Here is a 25,443-nt window from a genome sequence, read left to right as displayed (position 1 = left end):
CCAAATAAAATCATGAAAACAAAAATATTTTTTCTACTTATTTTAATTTTTTCACTTCCAATATTTAGTCAAAATAGAATTGAATATAATGATCAAGATTTATTCTTAAGCGGAACAAATTTGGCTTGGGTAAGTTTTGCAAATGATATTGGAAAGGGGAATTCAAACTTTGAAGAATTTGAAGAAATTCTGTTACAAATTCATGAAAATGGTGGAAATTCTTTAAGATGGTGGCTGCATACTAACGGAACTGTTTCACCAGAATTTGATAATTCCAATAAAGTTATTTCTCCCGGAATTTATACAATTCAAGATATTAGAAAAGTTTTAGATTTGGCTTGGGAGAGAGAAGTTGGAATTATTTTATGTTTATGGTCTTTTGATATGCTACGTTCAAATTTAAATTCTGAAAATTTAAATAGAAATTTGCTGCTTCTTACAGACACTTCTTTTACAAATTCATATATAAAAAATGCCCTAGTTCCCATGGTAGATTCTTTAAAAAAACATCCGGCAATAATTTCTTGGGAAATTTTTAATGAACCCGAAGGAATGAGTAATGAATTCGGATGGTCGGATATTGAACATGTTCCAATGAGTGATATTCAAAGATTTATAAATTTGACTGCCGGTGCAATTCATAGAACTGACACACTTGCAAAAGTTACAAATGGATGCTGGAGTATTCAAGCTATGACAGATGTTCCAACCATTAGTATACAAAAATTTTCTGGTGCAGAAATATCTGAAATTACTGAACAAATAAATTTAAAATATAGGTTTAATTTGTCTACCGATGCAGTTCTCAATTACTTTCAACAGATTTCGCAAAAAGCAAATTACAATTATTATTCAGATGAAAGATTAATATCTGCTGGTGGTGATGAACAAGGTTTTTTAGATTTTTATTCTGTACACTATTATGATTGGGCTGGAACGAAACTTTCACCTTTTCATAATACAAATAATTTTTGGCAATTAGATAAACCACTTGTTGTTGCAGAATTTCATATGAAAAATACTCTAGGAATTCTTAAAACCGATCTTTATAAAGTTTTATTTCAATCTGGATATGCTGGTGCATTAGCTTGGTCGTGGACTGATAATGCGGTTACTCATACTAATGATATTCTTTTGGGATTAAAATCTTTGTGGAATGATTATAAATCTGATGTTGATGTTTTAGGAATTGGCGGTGATTGGCCAAAAGTTACAATAATTTCTCCTGAAGATAATTCAATTTTTTCAGATACATCAAATGTTCAAATTAATATTGAAGCAACAGATGAAGATGGTGATATTCAACTTGTAGAAATTTTTGTAAATGATACAATTAAAATTACTGAATTAACAGAAACACCTTTTTTATATACATGGATACCATCTGAATTTGGAAATTATAAAATTCATGTACTTGCAACAGATAATAGCGGACATAAAAGAAAATCAAATATTGTTAGAATAATTTTCGGTAATCCACCATTCACAAGGTTAGAAGCAGAAGTTTTCACAATTCCAACTTCCGGATTAACTATAAAAAGCGATGCAACAGCAAGCGGTGGAGCATATTCTGAAATGCGCCAAACCACAAGTAAAATTATTTGGCAAATTAAAAATGTAAGTACAAATGGAAATTATGAAATAAAATTTGGTTACAGACTTTCATTTGATACACCAAAAGGTCAGTTTATAAATGTAAACGGAAATAGAATAACAGAACTTATGTTTGATGGAGTTGTAAATAAATGGCTTGAAAAATCTCTTAATGTAGATTTAATTTCTGGTGAGAATACAATTGAGATTGAACCATCTTGGGGATGGATGGATTTAGATTATATTGCAGTTCCAGCAGAAATTGTTACAAATATTGAAGATGAAACTGAACTTAAAAATAAATTTTATCTTTCACAAAATTATCCTAATCCATTTAATCCAACTACAAAAATAAATTATTCAGTATCAATTGTAGAGACGGGACGTATTCCGTCTCCACTAATTATTGTTTATGATGTTCTGGGAAGAGAAGTAACAACTTTAATAAATGAAAAGCAAAAACCAGGAAACTATGAAATAACTTTTGATGGATCAAATCTTTCAAGTGGAATTTATTTTTATACTTTCAAAGTTGGAAGTTTTATTAAAACAAGAAAAATGATTTTACTAAAATAAAAATTCATAATGGAAATTATATGAAAACAAAAATAGTTTTAATCCTAATTACAATTTTATTATTTCACTCAAACATAAGCGCACAAATGGAAAAACAAATATCTCAAATTAAAGTAGAAGGTAAAAACTTTATTAATGAACAAGGAAATACAATTATATTTCGTGGTGTTTCAACTTCTGATCCCGATAAATTACAAAATGAAAATATGTGGAATAAAAATTTATTTGAAGAATTAAAAAATTGGAATGTGAATTTAGTCAGATTACCGGTTCACCCAATTGCATGGAGGGAAAGAGGTGAAGAAAATTATCTAAAACTTTTAGATGATGGAATTAAATGGGCATCTGAATTAGGAATTTATGTAATTATAGATTGGCACTCAATTGGAAATTTGAGAACCGAACTTTTTCAACATTCAATGTATAATACAACAAAAACTGAAACTTTTCGGTTTTGGAAAACTATTGCCGCAAAATATAAAGGAAACCCGACTGTTGCTTTTTACGAATTATTTAACGAGCCTACAACTTACAATGGAACATTGGGTAAAATTTCTTGGCAGCAGCATAAAGAATTGATGGAAGAAATTATTGGAATAATTTATGCGCATGATGCAAATAAAATTCCATTAGTTGCCGGATTTAATTGGGCTTATGAATTAACCGATGTAAAGTATGAACCGATCGCATATCCAAATGTTGCTTATGTTACTCATCCGTATCCTCAGAAAAGAGAAAAACCTTGGGAAGATAAATGGGAACAAGATTGGGGATTTATCGCCGATCATTATCCAATAATTGCAACAGAACTTGGTTTTATGAAAGCTAATGGTCCTGGTGCACACATTCCGGTAATTGTTGAAGATGAAGAATATGGTGAAACAATAGTAAACTATTTTAATAAAAAAGGAATCTCTTGGGTTGCTTGGGTTTTTGATCCTTTTTGGTCACCGCAGTTAATTGAAAGCTGGAATTTTGAACCAACAATGCAAGGCAAATTTTTCAAACAAAAAATGATTGAGTTAAATAAATAGAAATTGCGTAATGAAAAAAGTATTTAATATTCTTTCATTATTTATAATTATTTCACCAAGTATTTTTTCTCAAGATGAAAAATTATCAAATGAATTATTTCAATCTTTGAAAAAAAATATTTTCGAAACTTGGTATCCAAAAACTATTGATACTTTGCACGGAGGATTTTTAACCGATTTTAATTTTGAGTGGAAAGCAGAAGGTCAACAAAACAAAATGCTGGTTTCACAAACACGGCATTTGTGGACTTTATCAAAAGCTGCTCAATTTTTTAATGATGAAAAATATTTAAATATTGCAAAACATGGATTTGATTTTCTGAAAAATAAAATGTGGGATTCAAAGTACGGAGGATTTTATTTTTACCGTGATCAAAAGGGAAATGAAATTCAGCAAATTGGAAATAACAAAACCACATACAGTAATGCTTTTGCAATATATTGTTTATCGGCATATTATAAAATTTCCAAAGATACTTCCGCGCTTAACTTTGCAATCAAAACTTTTAATTGGCTTGAGAAATATGCTCATGATCCAATTAACAAAGGATATTTTGATTTATTAAATCAAGATGGTTCACAACAAAAATTATTTACAGAAAAGAAAGACTTGCAATATTTTGTAAAACCAAAATGGAAAGATCAAAATTCTTCAATTCATTTATTGGAAGCATTAACAGAGCTTTATTCAGCTTGGAAAAATGATCTGCTAAAATTAAGATTGGAAGAAATGCTTTATTTAATTAGAGATAGATTAGTTACTCAAACTGGATATTTAAATTTATACTTTGATGAAAAGTGGAATCCAATTTCATTTAGAGATTCAATTGATGATGTTAGAAATGCAAATAGCTATTTGGACCATGTATCATTTGGACATGATGTTGAAACTGCTTATCTAATGTTGGAAGCAGAAGAAATTTTGGAAAATTTGGATAAATCAAAAACTTTATCAGTTGCAAAAAAAATGGTTGATCATGCTATAAAATATGGGTGGGATAATGACAACGGTGGATTTTATTATGAAGGATATTATTTTAAAAATGAAAATAAACCTAAAATTATAAATCCGAAAAAAGTATGGTGGGTACAAGCAGAAGGATTAAATTCTTTTTTATTAATGTATAAATTATTTCCTGATAAAAAAAAATATTATGAATTATTTTTGAAACAATGGGAATATATTGAAAAATATTTAATTGATCACAAACATGGTGATTGGTATGCTGAAGGATTAGATATATCACCAGATAATATATATTTCCCCAAGTCATATGAGTGGAAAGTTAATTATCATAATTCAAGAGCACTTATGAATTGTATTAAAATGTTGGATGACTGATAAAATTTATTTCGAAAAAAATAATTTTAGAGTAAAATATGAAAAGAAGAGAATTCGTAAAAACAAGTGCAGTATTAGGTTTCGCAGCTTTTAGCGGAATTCCGATTGAATCAAAATCTCAATCTAAAGAGGAGAATATGAATTTTTCAAAATATAAAGGATTTAACTTAACTCAAAAAACCGGCGGAGTTGGTCCACGAAGAAAATTTGACGAAGAAGATTTTGAAATTATGGCTGAACTTGGATTTAATTTTGCAAGAATTCCAATGTCATACTGGAATTGGTCGAAACCGGAAAATTGGTTAGAAATTAATGAAGATATATTTACCGATATTGACGAAGTAATTGAATTTGGGAAACAATATAAAATTCATATAAATTTAAATTTGCACAGAGTTCCGGGTTATTGCATAAACGGAAGGAATTTAGAACCAATGGATTTGTTTGAAGATACAAAAGAAAATATGCAAAAAGCTTTAGATGCTGTTGTGCACCATTGGATGTTTATTGCAAATAGGTATAAAGGTTTGCCAAATCAACAAGTTACGTTTGATCTAATTAATGAACCTCCCGGAAATACAAATGTTAAACGATACGAAGAAATTGTTCGTGCTTTAGTTAAAGGAATAAGAGAAGAAGATTCGGATCGTTTAATTGTTGTTGATGGAAAAGATATTGGACGATATCCACTTTTGGGAATTGAAGATTTAAATATTGTACAAAGTACACGCGGTTATGATCCGATGAGTGTTAGTCATTATACTGCAACTTGGGTTCCGAAAAATGAATTTGAAACTTTTAGTAAACCAACATGGCCTTTACAAGGAGATGATGGAAAACTTTGGGATAAAAATGCACTTAGAGAAAAATTAATAAATAGTTGGAAACCAGTTGTTGATAAGGGAATTCAAGTTCATGTTGGAGAATGGGGATGTTATAATAAAACACCGCATGATATTTGTCTTAAATGGATGGAAGATATTTTGTCATTATGGAAAGAAGCAAATTGGGGACAATCAATGTGGAATTTAAAAGGTGATTTTGGAATTATAAATAGTAATAGATCAGACGTAAAGTATGAGGGATATAAAGGTCACAAACTTGATAGAAAAATGTTAGAATTGCTAAAACTATTTTAGAATAATTATTTATTTAATCTGTAATTCCCCAGATTAAGATGGGATCTTTTAAAAAGTTCACATCTTTTGAATTTAAAAATATATGTGAAATAAAGATGTCATCTCAAAAGCAGAGTTGCTATCTTGGTGAAACATTTTAAGCATGACAGAAAAAAACATGACATTCCAAATTTCTTGTCATTCCGGTATGCTTTTAGCCGGAATCTAATATATTAAAAAATAGATTTCCGGTAACAACATTAGGAAATGACAATCAGAAAAATTATATAAGCCAATTCTAAATGTTTCTAATTCTAACCTAATTCTACTTCAACAAAATTCTCACTTCCTTTTTCTATAAATGGAATTAAATTTCCTTCAATAATTTTTCCATTCAACGAAATTTTTAAGACACCTTTTGAAACATGATTTGGATTAACAATTTCAAAATTGTAAATCGCATTTCTAAATTTTCTTACAATCTTAAAACCATTCCAATCATTTGGAATGCAAGGTTCTATTTTTAACCCATCATATTGCGGCTGAATTCCCAAAATATATTGTGTAACTGCATAATAATTCCACGAAGCAGTTCCGGTTAACCAAGAATTTTTTGCTTCGCCCGGTTTAAATGCATCTTTCCCGGCAATCATTTGAGAATAAACATAAGGCTCAGTTTTATGCAAATCACTTATTCCTTCTAAATATGATGGAGCTATTTTTTTATAATATTCAAACGCTCTATTGCCATTGCCCAAAATAGTTTCTCCAATCATTATCCAAGGATTATTATGACAAAATATTCCAGCATTTTCTTTATAACCAGCCGGATATGTAGAAATTTCTCCCATGTTAATATGATATTTTGTAAATGCCGGATTGTTCAAAACAATTCCGTATTCGCAATCCAAATATTTATTTACGGAATCTAGCGCAAGTTTAGCACGTCCATCTTCAACACCAATCTCTGCCATTGTGCAAATTCCCTGAGACTCAATAAAAATTTTACCTTCTTCATTTTCATTGCTGCCGATTTTTTCTCCATAAAAATCATACGCGCGCAAAAACCAATTCCCATCCCATCCATATTTATCAATCGCAATTTTCATTTCTTCAATATGAAATAAAGCACTATTTGCTTCATCAATTTTTTCTAACTTTTTGCAAAGATCAACAAATTCATTTCCATAAAGAACAAACATTCCGGCAATGAATATTGATTCGGCAACGCCACCTTTTTTATTTTCTGTAGTTTGAAATGATTCATCCGGATTTTTAGAAAAGCAATTTAAATTCAAACAATCATTCCAATCAGCTCTACCAATTAAAGGAAGTTTGTGAGGTCCCAAATTATTTACAACATGATAAAATGATCTTTTCAAATGTTCGAATAAAGATTGAGATTTCGTTTCATCATTATCAAATGGAACTTGTTCATCAAGAATTGACCAATCGCCAGTTTCTTTTATGTAAGTTGTTGTTGAAAGAATTAACCAAAGCGGATCATCATTAAAATTTCCGCCAATTGCATTGTTACCTTTTTTTGTTAACGGTTGATATTGATGATAGGCTCCGCCGTCTTCAAATTGAGTCGCAGCAATATCTAAAATTCTTTCGCGAGCTTTCTCCGGAATTTGATGAACAAATCCAATTAAATCTTGATTAGAATCTCTAAAACCCATTCCGCGACCAATACCGCTTTCAAAATACGATGCACTTCGCGACATATTAAAAGTTATCATACATTGATATTGATTCCAAATGTTTACCATTCTATCAAGTTTTTCATCGTGACTTTTTATTTGAAAATTTGAAAGAAGGAAAGTCCAATAATTTTGTAAATCGTTAAAAGCATTATTTACAGATTCCGAAGTTGAAAATTCATTTATCAATTTTACAGCTTTTTCTTTATCTATAATTCCTTTAGATTCCCATTTATTTTCTTCATCATTTTCAACATAACCAAGTATGAAAATAAATTCTTTTTCTTCATTTGGCGAAAGTGTTATTTCTATTTGATGAGAAGCAATCGGCGACCAGCCGTGTGCAAATGAGTTTTTTGATTTTCCTTCAATTACAACATCTGGATTATCAAATCCGTTGTACAAGCCGATAAACGAATCGCGATCGGTATCAAATCCATTTATCACGGAATTTACAGAATAAAATGCAAAGTGATTTCTTCGCTCTTTATATTCTGTTTTGTGATAAATTACGGAATCTTTAACTTCAATTTCTCCGGTTGAAAAATTTCTTTGAAAATTTGTTTGATCATCTTGAGCATTCCACAAAGCAAATTCTACGAATGAAAAAAGTTTTAAAGATTTTGATTTTTCACCCAAGTTGGAAATTTTAACTTTTTGAATTTCGCAATTATTTTGCAATGGAACGAAAAATAAAATTTCAGTTTGTATTGAATTTCGCGTACCGCTAATAATTGTGTATCCTAATCCATGTCGACAAGAATAGTTCTCAACATCAGCTTTAATTGGCTTCCAACCCGGATTCCAAATATCACCGGAATCATTTATGTAAAAATATTTTCCTCCGTTATCGATAGGAACATTATTATATCTGAATCTCGTAATTCTTCTAAGCAAAGCATCTTTGTAAAAACTGTAACCGCCGGCAGTGTTTGAAATTATTGAAAAGAAATTTTCACTACCCAAATAATTTATCCATGGATATGGAGTTTTGTAATTTGTTATTACGTATTCTTTTTTTTCGTCATCGAAAAATCCAAATTTCATTTTAAACCTTTATAAATTTTTTAAGAAATAATTTTATCAGAATGATAATTATATATCATAAGAATAAAAGGAAATAGTATCTTTATGGTTGTAAAATTCTTCTATCAAGATTTTGTTTTTGTGACAAACCAAAATTCAAATATTTTATTTAAGAATATATGGTATAAATTTTGAAATAATTTTCAATTAGAATTTTGTATAATCCAAATCCAAATTTCTTTAATAAGAATTGCAATAATTATTCCAAAAACAAAATGGCAGAAATATTATGAATGAAAACGGAAAATTAAGCTTTAAAGAAAAGTTTGCATACGGATTTGGAGATTTGGCTTCTGTCCTTTATTGGCAAACCTTTATGCTTTACCTAACATATTTTTATACAGATGTTTTTTTAATTCCCGCTGCAGCTGTTGCTTCAATGTTTTTATTTAGTAGAATCTGGGATGGAATAAATGATCCAATGATGGGAATACTTTCAGACAGAACTAACACAAAATGGGGACATTTCCGCCCATATTTATTATGGATGTGCGTTCCTTTTGCCATTGCTGGCGTTTTTACTTTTACCGTTCCGGATTTAGATGAAAGCGGAAAATTAGTTTGGGCATACGTAACTTTCTTTTTAATTATGATGTTGTACACATCAATAAATATTCCTTACACAGCTTTGTTAGGAGTAATTACTCCCAACTCAAATGAACGGACTTCAGTTTCATCTTTTAAATTTTTATTTGCATTTGCTGCCGGAATAATAGTTTCAGCAACTTTATTACCTTTAGTACAAATTCTTGGCAAAGGTAATGAAGGGAAGGGATGGCAATCTGCATTTATTATTTATGGAATTGCCGCAGTAATATTTTTCCTAATAACTTTTTTTGGAACAAAAGAAAGAGTTCTTCCGCCCAAAACGCAAAAGTCTTCTATCAAACAAGACTTTTTTGAATTGGTAACAAATGGTCCCTGGTTAATTTTATTACTTACTACAATAATGTTTATTCTTTTTGTGGCAATAAGAAGCAGTGTTACAGTTCACTACTTTAAATATTTTGTTGGAACTCAGGAAATTTCCTTGCCATTTTTAGGTAAAGCATCTTATGATTTTAATGCTATCACTTCAGCATTTAATACTGTTGGGCAATTTTCTTCTCTTGTTGGTGTTCTATTAGTAAGTTTTGTATCAAACAAATTGGGAAAGAAAAACACATTTTTCCTTTATTTTATTGTTGCAGTAATTGGTACAGCTGGTTTTTATATTTGCGCACCGGATCAATTAGGATTGATTTTCTTTTTTCAAATAATTGGTTCGCTTACCGGTGGACCCTTGAGTGTTTTAGTTTGGGCTATGTATGCTGATACTGCTGATTATAATGAATGGAAACGGGGAAGAAGAACGACCGGCTTAGTTTTTTCCGCTTCAACAATGTCTCAAAAATTTGGTTGGGCAATTGGATCCTTTGTTGCACTAAATTTAATGGCTCAAGTTGGATTTGAACCAAACCAAGTTCAATCACAAGAAAGTTTAGATGGATTAGTTTTATTGTTCAGTTTAATTCCCGCTGGGTTTGGAGTTTTAGCAATTATAAGTTTAATATTTTATCCATTAGATGAAAAGAAAGTTCATGAAATTGAAACTGAACTTAAATATAGAAGACAAATTGCAGAAAGTTAAATTTTATAGAATTATAAAAGGACAAAAATGGCTTCAACAATTATGGGTAAAAGTTTACCAAATATTCCATGGGAAGAAAAACCAAAAAACTGTAATGATGTTATTTGGCGATTCAGCGGAAATCCAATAGTAGAATGGAATCCAATTCCCAAAGCTGCAAGAGTATATAATAGCGCAATCACTCCTTTTAACGGAAAATTTGCTGGAGTTTTTAGAGCTGATCAGAAAAATGGCAGAGCAACATTATTTGCGGGCACAAGTGAAGACGGAATAAAAATAAATTTGGATTTGGATCCTATAAATTGGATTGATGAAAATGGAAATCATAAACCTACAAGTTATGCATATGATCCAAGAGTTGTAAATATTGATGGAACATATTACATAGTTTGGTGCGACGATATGAAGGGTCCATCAATTGGATTTGGCAGAACAACAGATTTTAAAACTTTTATTCGGATGCCTAATCCACTTTTACCGTATAATCGAAATGGAGTTTTATTCCCGAGAAAAATAAATGGAAAATATATGTTATTAAATAGACCGAGCGATACAGGTCATACACCTTTTGGAGATATATATTTAAGTGAAAGTCCCGATTTAATTTATTGGGGAAATCATAAACACGTTATGGGGAAAGGCGGACAAGGTTGGTGGCAAGGAACAAAAATTGGAGCTGGACCAATTCCAATCGAAACTACTGAAGGATGGCTCTTATTTTATCACGGAGTTTCTGGAACTTGCAATGGATTTGTTTACAGTTTTGGAGCAGTTATACTTGATTTGGAAAATCCGAGTAAAGTTCTTTACAGAACGCGGGATTATTTGTTAACTCCGGAAAAAAATTATGAAACTACCGGTTTTGTTCCAAATGTTGTTTTTCCTTGTGCAAATTTGTATGATGCAGAATCGGGAAGAATTGCGATTTATTACGGAGCTGCCGATACTTATACTGCTATTGCGTTTACTCAAGTAGATGAACTTTTAAATTATATTAAAAATAATTCAGAAGTCTTTTGAAGTATACTTTTAACTAAAATTAATTACAATTTTCTACTTTCTAAATTATTTATGTAATATTTTTGCAGCAGATATTTAAACACATCTAAAAATTACGGTAAATTCTTGAAAATAAAATTAGATCTTCTATACTTCGGGATATTATTGTCTTCGTTTTTTTCATTTTCATCAAAATATTATGCCAATTCAGATTCAGTATATTTTACCTCAACAAATGAAAAAAGAACCTATATTACTGAAAGATTAACTTCAGAAAAACCCAATATTAATGGTAAGTTTGATGATGAATGCTGGCAAGGGGGAAATTGGGCTGGTAATTTTATTCAATGGATTCCTAATGAAGGTGCTCAACCTTCTCAAGAAACCCAAATAAAAATTCTTTACGATGATAAAAGTATTTATGTTGCAATTAGAGCATTTGACAAAGAACCAAGTAAAATAAGCAGAAGATCAGGGCGAAGAGATGAATTTCATGGAGATATTGTTGGAATTAGTTTTGACAGTTACCATGACCACAGAACAGCATTTGAGTTTGATCTAACTGCTGGAGGTCAAAAAATTGATTTATTGTTATACAATCCAACAAATTGGGATGTTAACTGGAATGCCGTATGGAAAGGTGAAGTTGGTTTTGAAGATTCTGCATGGACTGCAGAATTTGAAATTCCATTCAGTCAATTAAGATTTAGTACTGAGCTGGAACAAATTTGGGGAATGCATTGTTGGCGATGGATTGACCGATTTCAGGAAGAAAGTGATTGGGAACCGCAATCATCAAAAGGTGCCGGAATTATTTATCAGTTTGGTGAGCTTCATGGTTTATATAATTTAATAAATAAACCTCCAATTGAATTGATGCCTTATATATTGGGAGAACTTAATACATTTAAAAAAGATTTAAATAATCCATTCAAAAAAAATGGAAGAGAATTTTTAGGCAATGCTGGTTTTGATGCTAAGATTGGGTTATCAAATAATTATACTTTGGATTTAACAATTAATCCAGATTTTGGACAAGTTGAAGCTGATCCATCTGTAATTAATTTAACTGCTTTCGAAACTTTTTATGATGAAAAAAGGCCTTTTTTTCTAGAAGGTAAAAATATTTTTGATTTTAATTTTGACGGAAGCACACTTTTTTATAGCAGAAGAATTGGGCACAAACCATCCTATTTCCCAAGTTTACAAAATGATGAATATATAGAATATCCCAAAAACACTTCAATTTTAAGTTCATTGAAATTGAGTGGAAAATCTGCAGATGGCTTGGCAATTGGAGTTCTTCAAAGTTTAACGGCAAAAGAAGAAGCCGAAATATCCCAAAATTTAAATGAAAGAAAAGTTGATGTAGAACCGCTTACCAATTATCTGCTACTTCGTTTGCAGAAAGATTATAGCGCTGGAAATACAGTTTTGGGCGGAATTGCGACTTCCACAAATAGATTTATTAATAGTGATAATTTGGAAATTTTGCATACAAATTCTTACACTGGCGGAATTGATTTTTTGCAATATTGGAATAACAAGGAATATTTTGTTGATCTAAAATTTATTGGTAGTTATTTGGATGGAAGTGAAGCATCTATTAATAACTTACAAAAATCTTCGGCTCGTTATTTTCAAAGACCAGATGCATCGCATTTAAATTTTGATGAGAATTCGGAATATTTATCAGGACATGGCGGGTATTTTAAAATTGGAAAAGGAAGCGGTGATCTTTGGCGTTATTCCGCTGATGTGTCTTGGCGTTCGCCCGGGCTTGAACTAAACGACATGGGTTATATAAATCTTGTTGATTTAATTAAAGAGAAAAATTCTATTTCATACTTCTCAGTAAAGCCCAATGCAATTTCTAGAAATTATAAAATAAATTTTAATCAATTTAATAATTGGGATTTTGGTTTAAATCATCTTTTTTCTGGCGCTGATTTGAGTTTATATTTTGAGTTCTTGAATAAATGGACAACTTTAACTTCCTTAAGTTTTACTTCGCAAAAATTAGATACTCGTATTTTACGCGGTGGTAATGCAATGATTTTACCGAGTGAATGGAGTGGTAGTGTCTTTATCAGAACAGATCCATCAAAAAAATTTATAGCTGATTTAAATTTTCAGTATTCAGAAGCAAATGAAAATAGATTCGAAAATTATTATTTACAGCCAGGAATTACTTTGCAGCCAATGAATACTTTGAAAATTTCTTTCAGTTTGAATTTTTATAAAAATAGAGATGAATTGCAATTTATTGAAAGCAAAAAAATTAATGAAGATGTTAAATATATTTTAGGAGAAATAAATCAGAGAAATTTTGGTGCAACTATTAGATTTGATTACAATATTACTTCAGAATTATCAGTTCAGTATTATGGAAGTCCGTTTGTATCTATTGGAAAATATTCTGACTTTAAAATTGTGGAAAATTCAAAAGCATCAAATTATAATAATAGAATTTCTAATTTAATTACTAATGCGAATGAAAATAATTATGATGTAATTAATTGTTCGTCAAATCAAGTTGAATACAGTTTTGAAAATCCAGATTTCAACTTTTTTGAATTCAGATCAAATTTGGTACTAAGATGGGAATATCGAGCTGGCTCGCAAATTTATTTTGTTTGGTCGCAAGAAAGAAATGATTATTTACTTTCCGGGAATCAATCGGTGAATAATGCTTTTGAAAATTTGGGTAAGTTATACCCCAGTAATATTTATTTATTAAAATTTAATTACTGGTTAGATATTTAAAATGAAACAATAAAATTAATTTGCAATTATATTTTTAATTAAAAATAATATGCAAACGTAAAATTTATTTTTGGATCACATTGAAACTTTATCTTATTCTTTTAGTAGTATTGATTTTTTCTTCTTGCACTTATCGGAATGAAAGTAAATTAGTTCAGGAAAAATTAGGCGTAAAACTTATTGATTCCAATGCAACTTTTGGAACAATTGCACTTTTTTATCACTTACAAAAAAATCATAAATCACAAATAATTTTTGGGCATCAGCATTCAACTGCTTACGGAATTGGTTGGCGAGATGAAATTAACAGATCGGATGTAAAGGATGTAACCGGAAATTATCCCGGATTAATTGGATGGGATTTTGCCGATCTAAATTATCAAAAAAATGAAAATCCGGATTGGCTTAAAAATCATGTTATTGCATCGCACGATAATGGTTTAATAAATATTTTTGCATGGCATCTTAATAATTTAGTAACCGGTGGAAGTTTTTATGATACAACAATTGTTGTAAAACATATTCTGCCCGGCGGAAGTCATCATGAAAATTATAAAAGTGAATTAGATAGAATTTCATACTTCTTAAAACATTTGATTGGAAAAGATGGAAAATTAATTCCAATAATTTTTAGACCGTTTCACGAATTTGACGGAAGCTGGTTTTGGTGGGGAGATCATTTTTGTACTCCCGAAGAATTTATTGAGTTATGGCAGTTTACGGTAAAATATTTAAGAGATATTCAAAAAGTAAAAAATGTAATTTATGCTTTTTCACCGGATAGAAATTTCTACAATGAAGTAGATTTTTTAGAAAAATATCCTGGTGATGAATTTGTTGATTTAATTGGAATGGATAACTATTGGGATTTTTCACCAGCTGGTGAAGGATTAAATGCTGCGGTAGAAAGATTAAAATTAATTTCTAAAATTGCTAAAGATAAAAATAAAATTGCAGCATTAACTGAAACCGGATTGGAAAAAATTCCCGATGAAAAATGGTGGACAGAAAAGTTATTGAAAGTTATTAAAAGTGATAGTGTAAATATTTCATTTGTTATGGTCTGGAGAAATGCACACATTAATCATTTTTATGCACCTTACAAGAATCATCCAAGCGCACAAAATTTTATTGAATTTAAAAATGATCCTAAAATAATTTTTGCAGATGAGCTTCCGGATTTATTCAATATTGATATGATTTTATCAAAATGATAAGTTGATTATTATTTAAAAGTTTCAAAATTATTCTTAACTCAAGTTTTATTAAATAAATTAGTGGCATCATTTTTGAAATTTCTCTTCAAAACCTCAAATGGAATTGACGATGCAGCTTAGCTTTATTGACCTTTCGATTATTATTGCTTACCTAATCTCAACAATTTTCTTAGGTATGTATTTATCCAAAAAAGCATCAAAAAATATTAATAATTACTTTCTTGGAGGCAACACAATTAAGTGGTGGTTTCTTGGAGTTTCCGATGCTTCCGGAATGTTTGATATTGCCGGAACAATGCTTTTAGTTTATTGGCTTTCTGTGTATGGCTTAAAGAGTATTTGGATTCCTTGGTTGTGGCCGGTTTTTAATCAAATATTTTTGATGGTTTATTTATCGCCATGGTTAAGAAAATCAAATGTTATGACCGGAGCCGAATGGATAAATACAAGATTTGGAAATGGAAAAGGTGCAACTCTTTCTCACATTATTGTTGTGATTTTTGCACTTATTAGTGTAATAGGATTTCTATCGTACGGATTTAAGGGAGTTGGAAAATTTGCTGCCGCATTTTTGCCTCCACTTGTTAGCGATCCAAGTTGGGTTCAACAATATCCGCAAATAAACACAAATTTGTATGCACTAATTTTGATGGCAATAACAACATTATATGTTGTAAAAGGCGGAATGTTCAGCGTAGTTTTTACAGAAGTTATACAATATGGCATTTTAACAATTTCATCGATTGCTATTGGAATTATTGCGATGTACAATGTATCTCCTGAAATGATTAGAAGTGTAATTCCTGATGGATGGAGTAATATATTTTTTGGCGCAGATTTAAATCTTAATTGGACAGCAGTTACTTCTTCGGTTGCGACAAAAGTTTCAACCTTTAATCAATGGATAATTACTGATGGTTACTCAATGTTTGGACTGTTTTTTGGAATGATGTTGTTCAAAGGAATATTTGTAGCTGCTGCTGGTCCGGCACCAAATTATGATATGCAACGAATTCTTTCTACAAGAAGTCCAGTTGAAGCAGCAAAAATGAATTCACTTGTAAGCGTAGTTTTAAATCCAATAAGATATTTTTTAGTAACCGGTTTAACAGTTCTTGCACTTACAAATTTTGATGCACTTTACAAAAGTTCAATATCAACTCCGGATTTTGAAGCAATACTTCCCGAAGTTTTAGCTAAATATGTGCCGGTTGGTTTACTTGGTTTGCTTATGACCGGCTTCATTGCTGCTTTTATGAGCAACTTTGCTGCAACCGTTAATGCAGCTCCGGCTTATATTGTTAATGATATTTACAAACGTTATATAAATCCGAATGCAGAACCAAAAAGGTATGTAACAATGAGTTATATATCTTCTGCGGCAGTTGTAATTGTTGGAATTACAATTGGATTTTTTGTTGAATCATTAAATCAAATTGTTTTATGGATTGTTGCTTCGCTTTGGGGAAGTTATACAGCAGCAAATATTTTAAAATGGTATTGGTGGCGATTTAATGGATTTGGGTATTTCTGGGGAATGTTTTCGGGAATTATTACTTCACTAATTTTAACTTTGTTAGAAAATTTAAATTTAATTCCTTGGCTTGATAATTTCCCGTTACAAAATAATCCAAGTATGAATTCATTCCCGATAATTTTCATAGTTTCAATTTTTGCATGTATAATTGCAACAATAAAAACAAAACCGGAAAATGATGAAGTATTAATTAAGTTTTACAAGCAAGTAAAACCTTGGGGTTTTTGGAATCCAATTCTTGATAAAGTAAAATTGGGTGAACCAAATTTTGAACCAAATAAAAATTTCAGAAAGGATATGATTAATATTGTTATTGGAATTGTTTGGCAAATTTCGCTTATGGCATTTCCAATATTTTTAGTAATTAGAGAATTTGAATCTTTAATTATTTCAATAATTGTTTTGGTAATAACTTCAACAATATTAAAATTTAATTGGTGGGATAAATTGGAAAGTTCTTACGGGGAAAATTCTTAATTTTTATCTATATAAAAAAATTGGTTAAGTGAATAATGAACAAATTGCAGTTTGATAAAAAAGTAAACATTCTTTTCAAAGATTATAAAAGTTTTGTAAAACAAAAAAATACAAAAATTAAAAAAGGTAACGGAATTTTTGATCGTTACAAAAATCCTATTTTAACTGCCCAGCACATTCCTCCATTTTGGAAATATGATTTAGATTTTAAAACAAATCCATTTCTAATGGAACGAATTGGAGTTAATGCAACATTTAATTCCGGAGCAATATTATTCAATAAAAAAATTCTTTTATCTGTAAGAGTTGAAGGAAATGATAGAAAATCTTTTTTTGCAATTGCCGAATCAAAAAATGGAATTGATAATTTTAAATTTTGGGATTACCCAATAGAATTGCCGGAAATAAATGATCCCGATATAAATGTTTATGATATGCGATTGGTTAAACATGAAGACGGATGGATTTATGGCTTATTCTGTACTGAAAGAAAAGATAAAAATGTATCATCTTCAGATACTTCAAGTGCAAATGCTCAGTGTGGAATTGTTAGAACAAAAGATTTTGTAAAATGGGAAAGACTTCCGGATCTTAAAACAAAATCTCCGCAGCAAAGAAATGTTGTTTTGCATCCGGAATTTGTTGATAATAAATATGCATTTTATACACGTCCTCAAGATGGATTTATTGAAGCAGGTAGCGGCGGCGGAATTGGTTGGGGTTTGTGTGAAAATATTGAAAAGCCAATTATTAAAAATGAAATAATTGTTGATGATAGACAATATCACACAATTAAAGAAGTGAAAAATGGATTGGGTCCGGCTCCGATTAAAACAAAAAAAGGCTGGTTGCAATTGGCACACGGTGTTAGAAATACAGCTGCTGGATTACGTTATGTATTATATTTGTTTTTAAGCGATCTTAAAAATCCCGAAAAAATTATTGCCTCACCCGGAGGATATTTTTTAGCTCCCGAAAATGAAGAAAGAATTGGCGATGTTTCAAATGTAGTTTTTAGTAATGGCTGGGTTGCAAAAGAAAACGGCGAAGTGTTTATTTATTATGCTTCATCCGATACAAGAATGCATGTTGCAACTTCAACTATTGATAAGCTATTTGATTATGTAATTAATACTCCAAAAGATGAATTAAGAAGTTTTGCTTCAGTTCAGCAAAGGAAAAAACTTATAGATAAAAATATGAAATTGTTGATGAGTAGAAAAAAGAAAGATTAATTTTTATTTGTGGAAATGATAATTTATCTGATAAATCTGTGTTCCATTTTTAAAAAATTAATTTCATAAATTCTCTGCAACCTTTTTCCAATGATTTATAAAATTATCGGATTCAATTTTCTTCTTTTTAAAACCTTCACTTAGTTTAAATAATTTAAAATTTTCATCTGCTAAAATCGAAATACAATTCATTAAAGCTCTTCCATTGTGATATGTTCCTTTCCAAATTCTTCCTTTGGGTTCAATTTTTTGAAAAGGTTCAATATCAATTCCACCCCAATACCAATCACCATTTTCGTGATCGATTATAAAATTTTTCACATAATCCCATTCTTTAAAAAATATTTCTAAGTACTTTTGTTCATTTGGAAAAATTTGCGACATAATTAAAAAAATATTTAAAGCTTCAGCTTGTGCCCACCAAGTTTTTGTATTCTTAATAATTTCACATTTATCTGAATTTTCAAAATAATATCCTTCATCAAAAAATCCGCCATTAATAATATCCCATCCATTTTCTAATGAATGATCAACCATTTTTTTTGCAATTTGCAAAGTTTTAATATCATTTTTTATTCCTAATGAATGAGAAGCTTCCAGCATTAAAAATGCTGTTTCATAATCGTGACCAAATGAAATGTGATCCAAACCATAATTACTTTCACGAATTTCTTTTGGTTCATTCTTAAAAGAAACCGAATTCCATTCTTCATCAAAAAATAATTGTAAATATCCTTTCTCTGTTGTAATTACATCTCGAGTTAAAAAAAGCATTTCGGTCAATCTTTCTTTAAGCAAATCAGATTTGTAAACATTGTAGAATTCAGTAAATGCTTCCAAAAGATGTATTGAAGAATTTTGATCTTTATATCCAACTTCATTTTTATCTGTGGCTATTGATTTATATTTACTTCCCCTATTAAAAATTTCACATTCCTCATTCAAAAATTGAAAGTAACCTTTGTGTATTTTATCATGTGCAAAAGTATCAATCCAATAAAAAACTTGTTTTGCAAAATTCAAAACTTTTTCATTTTTTGAAGTTTGGTAAAGTGAGGCTAAAGCAAATAATCCAAAAGCATTTCCGTAAGTTCTTTTTTCATTTTGCCAACCTTCAATATTAGAATAATTACCTTCGCGATTTTTAATTTGATAAAAACCGCCATTGGTTTTATCCCACATTTTATTGTGTAAAAATTGAAACCCGTATAATGCAAAATCCAAATATTCTTTTTCGCCAAAAAAATCAGCGGCTTTTGAAAGAGTCCATATATTTCTTGCTTGAGTTACAATCATTTTTTCTTGAGAACTTTCAAGAGTAAAATTATGTGAAAGATTTGAAAAAAATCCGCCAGCTTCAAAATCAATAACTTTAGGATACCATTTATCCAACAAATTATTTTTGAGTTGAAAACTCATTTCATCAAGAATTTTATTAATGTAATCCATATTAATAAGAAGTTTTGTTGAAGTATTTTTACAAAAATTGTGCTAATTATTAATGAACAATTTAAGTTAAAAATACTTTTTTACAGTTATTGAAATTATCAAACTGATAGATTTTTATTAAAATGATAACCCAATCAGTTTGTAAACTTTTTATAAATATTTCAACTACCGAAATCTTCATAAAAAATAACTTCTGTAGTTTTAGTAGATTCTGATTATTTGGCACTTTTGTTGAACTTTGAATTTTAACTAGAATTTATTTTTAGAAATTCTATTTAGTTTTTTTTTATTCGGAAATCCTAAAAAGATAATGTTAATGCAAACAAAAGAAAAATATCATTTAAGAGTAAATAACAAATTCTTTTTAATTGTTTCTATGATTTTGTTAATATTAGTAATAATTTTTAGATTACTGACATAGTTCGCAATTCAGAAAATATTTTATCTAAAAATTAGAACTCATAATTTATTCTAACATTTTAAAATTTTATCAGGTAAAAAAAATGAAAACAAAATTATTTCTTTTGGCGATTACATTATCAACTTTCAATTTATTTGCACAAATCGATTTACCTTCAATTTTCGGAAGTAACATGGTATTTCAACAAAATAGCGAAGCCGTTATTTGGGGCAAGGGAATTCCAAATTCTGAAATTTTAATTAATGCAAGTTGGGGAGAAAATGTAAATTGTAAAGTTGGGGATGATTCTCTTTGGTTGACAAATATTAAAACTCCAAATGCTGGTGGTCCTTACGAGTTAAAAATTAGTGATGGAGAAAGTAACGTTGAATTAACCAATGTCTTAATTGGTGAAGTTTGGTTGTGTTCGGGTCAATCAAATATGGAGATGCCTTTGGAAGGTTGGCCGCCGAGAGATATAATTCAAAACTCCGAAAGTGAAATTGCAAATTCTAAAAATAGTAATATCAGATTTTTTACGGTTACAAAAGATATTTCTGTAAAACCAAAAAATGATTGCGTGGGAGAATGGGTTGAAAGTAATCCGAACACTTCAAAAACATTTAGCGCAACAGCATATTTTTTTGGAAAGAAACTTAATGCAGAATTGGGAATTCCAATTGGGTTAATACATTCAAGTTGGGGAGGAACCCCAGTTGAATCATGGACGAATAATGAGTTTTTGTCAGATATTCCGGAATTCAAAGAAACTTTAAAAATGATTAATATAAGTGTTCCGGCTGCAATTGAGTTAAACAATTGGCTTCAGAAATTTGAAATATTAGATATGAGCAAAAAGGAGGGAGATAATATTTGGTCGAATTTAAATTTTAATGATTCGGAATGCAGCAAAACAAATTTTGATGATTCTAAGTGGAAATTGATGAAACTTCCAATACTTTGGGAACAAACGGATTTAGGTGATTTTGATGGAGCGGTTTGGTTTAGAAAAAATGTCGAAATTCCAGATGATTGGAAAAATAAAGAATTGCAAATTGAGCTTGGTCCAATTGATGATTTTGATGTTACATATATAAACGGTGAATTGGTTGGTGCGATTGAAAAAGATGGAAATTATCAAACAAAAAGAATTTATAAAATTTCGAAGAGTATAAATAATTTTGATAAAATATCAATTGCCGTGAGAGTAAATGATACAAGAGGCGGTGGCGGAATTTATGGAAATTCGGAAGAATTAAAAATTGTTAATTTGGAAAATAATTCTGCAATTTCACTAAGCGGTGATTGGAAATACCTTCCGGTTGCTGAATTTAAAGGAATGAAATATTATGTGTTTGGATCAAATTTAGACGCTTTAAATAGTCGACCAAATTTACCATTACAATTAAATTCAAATACACCAACTTTACTTTATAATGCGATGATTGCGCCATTGGTCCCTTTCAAAATTAAAGGAGCAATTTGGTATCAAGGAGAATCAAACGCTGGAAATGCTGAATTATATGAAAGACTTTTTCCAGCACTGATTAAAAATTGGAGAGATTCATTCAATCAAAATTTCCCATTTTATTTTACGCAGATTGCACCATATAATTATGGTGAAAATACAAGATCGGAATTTTTAAGAGATGCTCAACGAAAAACTTTATCGTTAGAAAATACCGGAATGGCAGTTACTTTAGATATTGGAGATACAACAAATATTCATCCGGCAAACAAAAAAGATGTTGGTCAAAGATTAGCACTTTGGGCACTTGCAAAAGATTATGGGAAAGATATAGTTTTTTCCGGTCCTTTATATAAAACTTTCTCAATTAAAGAAAACAAAATTGAAATTGAATTTGATAATATTGGATCCGGGTTGGTGATTAAAGATGGTAAAAATCAATTTTTAATATCCGGTGAAGATCAAAAATTTGTTAAAGCGAATGCAATAATAGAGAATAATAAATTAATAGTTTGGTGCGATAAAGTTAAAAACCCGGTTGCCATAAGATATGCTTGGCATAACAATGCAGAAGCAACATTATTTAATATTGAGGGATTGCCAGCTTCATCATTCAGAACAGATAATTGGTAGCATAGTTAATTAATTAGTTGACATGTCCCTTTATCGTTATAATAAATTTTATCAATTTAATAATTAAAGGGACGTAAATAATTGCATTATTCAGTAATAGTTTGAACATTATTTCTGGCATCATTTATGAATAATACATTTATTCAAATAATGACTATTTACAGTATTTAAGTCGTGAGGTTAAAATGATTTTTAATCATATCATCAAAAAGACTTTGCTCAGCTTATCAATTTTACTTCTCATCTTTTCTTATTCTAATATTTTTTCACAAACTGGTTCAATAAAAGGAAGGATTTTAGATAGCAGCACAAAAGAAGCTCTATTTGGAGCAAATGTAATTATTAAAGGAACCTCATTAGGTTCGGCTTCGGATTTAGATGGTAATTATATTATTAGAAATATATCAGTTGGAAAACAGAACTTAGAAATTTCTTATATTGGTTATAATCCCAAATCTATAGAAATTAATATTGTTGAAAATAGAATTATTAATTATGATGTTGAGCTTGATTACAAAGTTCTTGAAGGAGAAGTAGTTGTAGTAACTGGTCAAGTTGAAGGACAAATTCAAGCAATTAATCAACAATTATCATCAAACACGATTTCAAATGTTGTTTCAAAAAGCCGTATTGAAGAACTCCCGGATGTAAATGCAGCTGAATCAATTGGTAGGTTACCCGGAGTTTCTATTAGTAGATCGGGAGGTGAAGCAAACAAAGTTTCGATTCGTGGACTTTCCCCAAAATACAATACAGTAACAGTAAATGGTGTTCGTTTACCATCTAATAGTGGCGAAGATAGAAGTGTTGATCTTTCTTTAATTTCATCAAATATGCTTGCGGGTATTGAAGTAAAAAAAGCTAACACTGCAGATATGGATGCTGATGCGTTGGGCGGAACAATTGATTTAAGATTAAAGGAAGCTCCATCGAACTTTAAAGCTAATATTAATGCTCAAGGTGGATATAATAAAATGCTAAAGGATTGGGGTAATTATAATATCAATGGAAATGTTAGTAATAGATTTTTAGATAATCAATTTGGAGTAATTTTAGGATTTAATGCAGATCAATATAATAGAAGTGCTGATCAATATTCTGGAACTTATACAAGAAGAGATTCGCCTCAAGGAGTAACTGAAAATATTATTAATAATGTAATAACCAGAGATGTAAATACCATTAGAGATAGATTAGGTGCAAGTTTAGTTTTAGATTATAAAATTCCTAATGGTAGACTTTCTTTAAATGGCTTTTTTAATCAGTTAAGTTGGGATCAGCGAAGAAGAGAACAAACTTATAATTTAGCGGATAACCGTCATTATATTTTGTTCAGAGAAAATGGCGGGAAAACAAATATTTTTACTGCGGCTTTTGGATCAGAGCAAGATTTTGATTGGTTCAAATATGATTTTGGTGTATCATTAACTGGAACCGAAACATCTGCTCCAAATGAACGTGAATTTAATTTTGTTAGAGAGGGTGGTTCATTTGTTGGTGCAGTTACAGTTGATACACATCCGACAGAAATTTCACAACTTGCAACAAATGATTCAACTAGGATTGGAATTCAAGATGTTTATAGATATGACACAGATAGAAACGAAAATCAATCAACGGTACAATTTAATGTTCAGATACCGATAAATTTCTCTAATGATATAACAGGACATTTTAAAACTGGCGCAAAATTCAGATGGTTAGATAGAAAAAATGATCAGGAACAATACGGAAGGAATGGTTTATACTACGGGAATGGTAGTGGTCCAAACAATTTCTTAACTGTGCTTGGCGAAAGAATTCCCGAATGGGATGTTGAAGGATTAGTTGATCAATATGGAGTTCTTCCTATTTCTCATTTTCTTTCAAACTATTCTAGAGATAATTTTCTTGATAAAAAATTTCCATTAGGATTTCAGGCAGATTTTAATATGCTTAACAGAATGTACAATGCTTTAAATATGGTTACAGATAGCAGTGAATCTCAACTTGATAAAATTACAATTGGAAGCTTAGCTGATGATTACGAGGGGATTGAACATTACCAAGCTGCTTATGCAATGGCAGAATTTAATTTTGGTAATTTATTTACATTTATTCCGGGAATCAGATATGAAAACGATTATTCAAAATATACTGCTTTTGTATTTAGGGAAGTTACAATAAATAATACTCCTGCACCACCAGCAGATTTAGATACAGTTACTTCAATCCGTCAAAATGATTTTCTACTTCCAATGATTCATTTAATTGCAACACCAAATGATTGGTTGAAAATAAGATTGGCATATACTCAAACTTTAACAAGACCAGATTTTAATATGTATGCTCCAGTAACAAGAATAAATTCACAAAATAATTATATGAGAGCTGCAAATACAAAAATAAAACCTTCAGTTTCAACAAACTTTGATTTAGCAGTTTCAGTTTATGAAAACCATGTAGGACTTTTTACCATTTCAGGTTTTTATAAATCTATTAAAGATTTGATTTTCCAATACAATTATCCAATAAATGCAGATATTCCACTTCTTGAAGGTTTTTTGATTCCAGAAAATTGGACAAAGAATGTTCAGTATGGTGCTGATACTTATATAAATAATGAAAACCCCGCCTATTATAGAGGATTTGAAATAGATTGGCAAACTAATTTTTGGTTCATTCCATATATGGAAGGTGTTGTTCTCAATATTAATTACACAAGAATTTTTTCTGAAATGGATAAACAGAGATTTACTTTGGTTCAATCAGATAGAAGAAAACCAGGTGGTGGACCGCCAAGATACTATATGGATTTATCTGATACTGTAAGAAGCAGCAGGTTACCTGATCAACCTTCACATATTGCAAACATAACACTGGGTTATGATTATAAAGGATTTTCAGCACGACTTTCATTCTTATATCAAACTGATAAAGTAGCTTATATTGATCTAAATAAAGAATTAGATCAATTTTCGGGCGAATATTCAAGATGGGATTTTACTTTACAGCAAACTATTATGGAAAATTTACAATTATTCTGCAATTTCACAAATTTGAATGAAAGACCTGACGAAAGTTTTAGAGGGACTTCTCTTAACAATCCAACTTATATTGAATACTATGGGTTAACAGTTGATTTTGGTTTAAGAATTAAATTATAAATGATATTTAAAAATATCACATAAAATAATAGGA

The 25,443-nt window shown here is 30.0% G+C and carries 14 protein-coding genes; 12 read left to right on the top strand and 2 right to left on the bottom strand.

Features of this window, described 5'->3' with window-relative positions; genetic code table 11:
• Positions 1 to 12 precede the first annotated feature (12 nt).
• The 4 genes from IPM32_16020 to IPM32_16005 are packed head-to-tail and all read left to right on the top strand — an operon-like array spanning position 13 to position 5,684.
• Positions 13 to 2,169 carry a T9SS type A sorting domain-containing protein gene (locus tag IPM32_16020; GenBank protein MBK8946759.1) on the top strand — a complete coding sequence of 719 codons (2,157 nt, stop codon included), beginning with the start codon at positions 13 to 15 and terminating at the stop codon, positions 2,167 to 2,169.
• 20 nt (positions 2,170 to 2,189) lie between these two features.
• Positions 2,190 to 3,203: a cellulase family glycosylhydrolase gene (locus IPM32_16015; protein ID MBK8946758.1), complete on the top strand. Its 1,014-nt coding sequence runs from the start codon at positions 2,190 to 2,192 to the stop codon at positions 3,201 to 3,203.
• Between the two features lie 10 nt (positions 3,204 to 3,213).
• The gene (locus IPM32_16010; GenBank protein ID MBK8946757.1) at positions 3,214 to 4,545 is read left to right on the top strand and encodes an AGE family epimerase/isomerase; all 1,332 of its coding nucleotides are present in this window, start codon (positions 3,214 to 3,216) and stop codon (positions 4,543 to 4,545) included.
• A 38-nt stretch (positions 4,546 to 4,583) separates the two neighbouring features.
• The gene (locus tag IPM32_16005; GenBank protein MBK8946756.1) at positions 4,584 to 5,684 is read left to right on the top strand and encodes a cellulase family glycosylhydrolase; all 1,101 of its coding nucleotides are present in this window, start codon (positions 4,584 to 4,586) and stop codon (positions 5,682 to 5,684) included.
• A gap of 293 nt (positions 5,685 to 5,977) precedes the next feature.
• Here the strand turns inward: IPM32_16005 and IPM32_16000 are convergent, their stop codons facing one another.
• The gene (locus tag IPM32_16000; protein MBK8946755.1) at positions 5,978 to 8,413 is read right to left on the bottom strand and encodes a glycosyl transferase; all 2,436 of its coding nucleotides are present in this window, start codon (positions 8,411 to 8,413) and stop codon (positions 5,978 to 5,980) included.
• A gap of 268 nt (positions 8,414 to 8,681) precedes the next feature.
• Between IPM32_16000 and IPM32_15995 the strand changes: the two genes are divergently transcribed.
• The 6 genes from IPM32_15995 to IPM32_15970 all read left to right on the top strand — a co-directional run bounded on the left by IPM32_15995 (position 8,682) and on the right by IPM32_15970 (position 18,313).
• Positions 8,682 to 10,082, top strand: coding sequence for an MFS transporter (locus IPM32_15995; protein MBK8946754.1), 1,401 nt, complete (start codon positions 8,682 to 8,684; stop codon positions 10,080 to 10,082).
• Between the two features lie 27 nt (positions 10,083 to 10,109).
• The gene (locus IPM32_15990) at positions 10,110 to 11,102 is read left to right on the top strand and encodes a glycoside hydrolase family 130 protein (protein ID MBK8946753.1); all 993 of its coding nucleotides are present in this window, start codon (positions 10,110 to 10,112) and stop codon (positions 11,100 to 11,102) included.
• A gap of 144 nt (positions 11,103 to 11,246) precedes the next feature.
• Positions 11,247 to 13,847: a carbohydrate binding family 9 domain-containing protein gene (locus tag IPM32_15985; GenBank protein ID MBK8946752.1), complete on the top strand. Its 2,601-nt coding sequence runs from the start codon at positions 11,247 to 11,249 to the stop codon at positions 13,845 to 13,847.
• Positions 13,848 to 13,927: 80 nt separating this feature from the next.
• Entirely contained in the window at positions 13,928 to 15,061 is a 1,134-nt protein-coding gene (locus tag IPM32_15980; protein ID MBK8946751.1) for a beta-mannosidase, read from the top strand.
• Between the two features lie 112 nt (positions 15,062 to 15,173).
• On the top strand, positions 15,174 to 17,078 hold the full coding sequence (locus IPM32_15975) for a Na+:solute symporter (protein ID MBK8946750.1): 1,905 nt from the start codon (positions 15,174 to 15,176) through the stop codon (positions 17,076 to 17,078).
• A gap of 35 nt (positions 17,079 to 17,113) precedes the next feature.
• Positions 17,114 to 18,313, top strand: coding sequence for a glycosidase (locus tag IPM32_15970; GenBank protein ID MBK8946749.1), 1,200 nt, complete (start codon positions 17,114 to 17,116; stop codon positions 18,311 to 18,313).
• A gap of 63 nt (positions 18,314 to 18,376) precedes the next feature.
• On the opposite strand, the gene IPM32_15965 is transcribed toward IPM32_15970, so the two are convergent.
• Positions 18,377 to 19,762: an AGE family epimerase/isomerase gene (locus IPM32_15965; GenBank protein ID MBK8946748.1), complete on the bottom strand. Its 1,386-nt coding sequence runs from the start codon at positions 19,760 to 19,762 to the stop codon at positions 18,377 to 18,379.
• 503 nt (positions 19,763 to 20,265) lie between these two features.
• Here IPM32_15965 and IPM32_15960 point away from each other — a divergent pair.
• Entirely contained in the window at positions 20,266 to 22,263 is a 1,998-nt protein-coding gene (locus tag IPM32_15960; GenBank protein MBK8946747.1) for a glycosyl hydrolase family 2, read from the top strand.
• Between the two features lie 185 nt (positions 22,264 to 22,448).
• A complete protein-coding gene (locus tag IPM32_15955) occupies positions 22,449 to 25,409 on the top strand; it encodes a TonB-dependent receptor (protein MBK8946746.1) in 2,961 nt (986 codons plus the stop codon).
• The last annotated feature ends 34 nt before the right edge of the window (positions 25,410 to 25,443 follow it).

It is taken from the genome of Ignavibacteriota bacterium (assembly GCA_016716225.1).
Lineage (GTDB): Bacteria > Bacteroidota > Ignavibacteria > Ignavibacteriales > Melioribacteraceae.
Note: the sequence above shows the minus strand (reverse complement) of the source record. Positions and strands in the feature narration are given on the sequence as shown.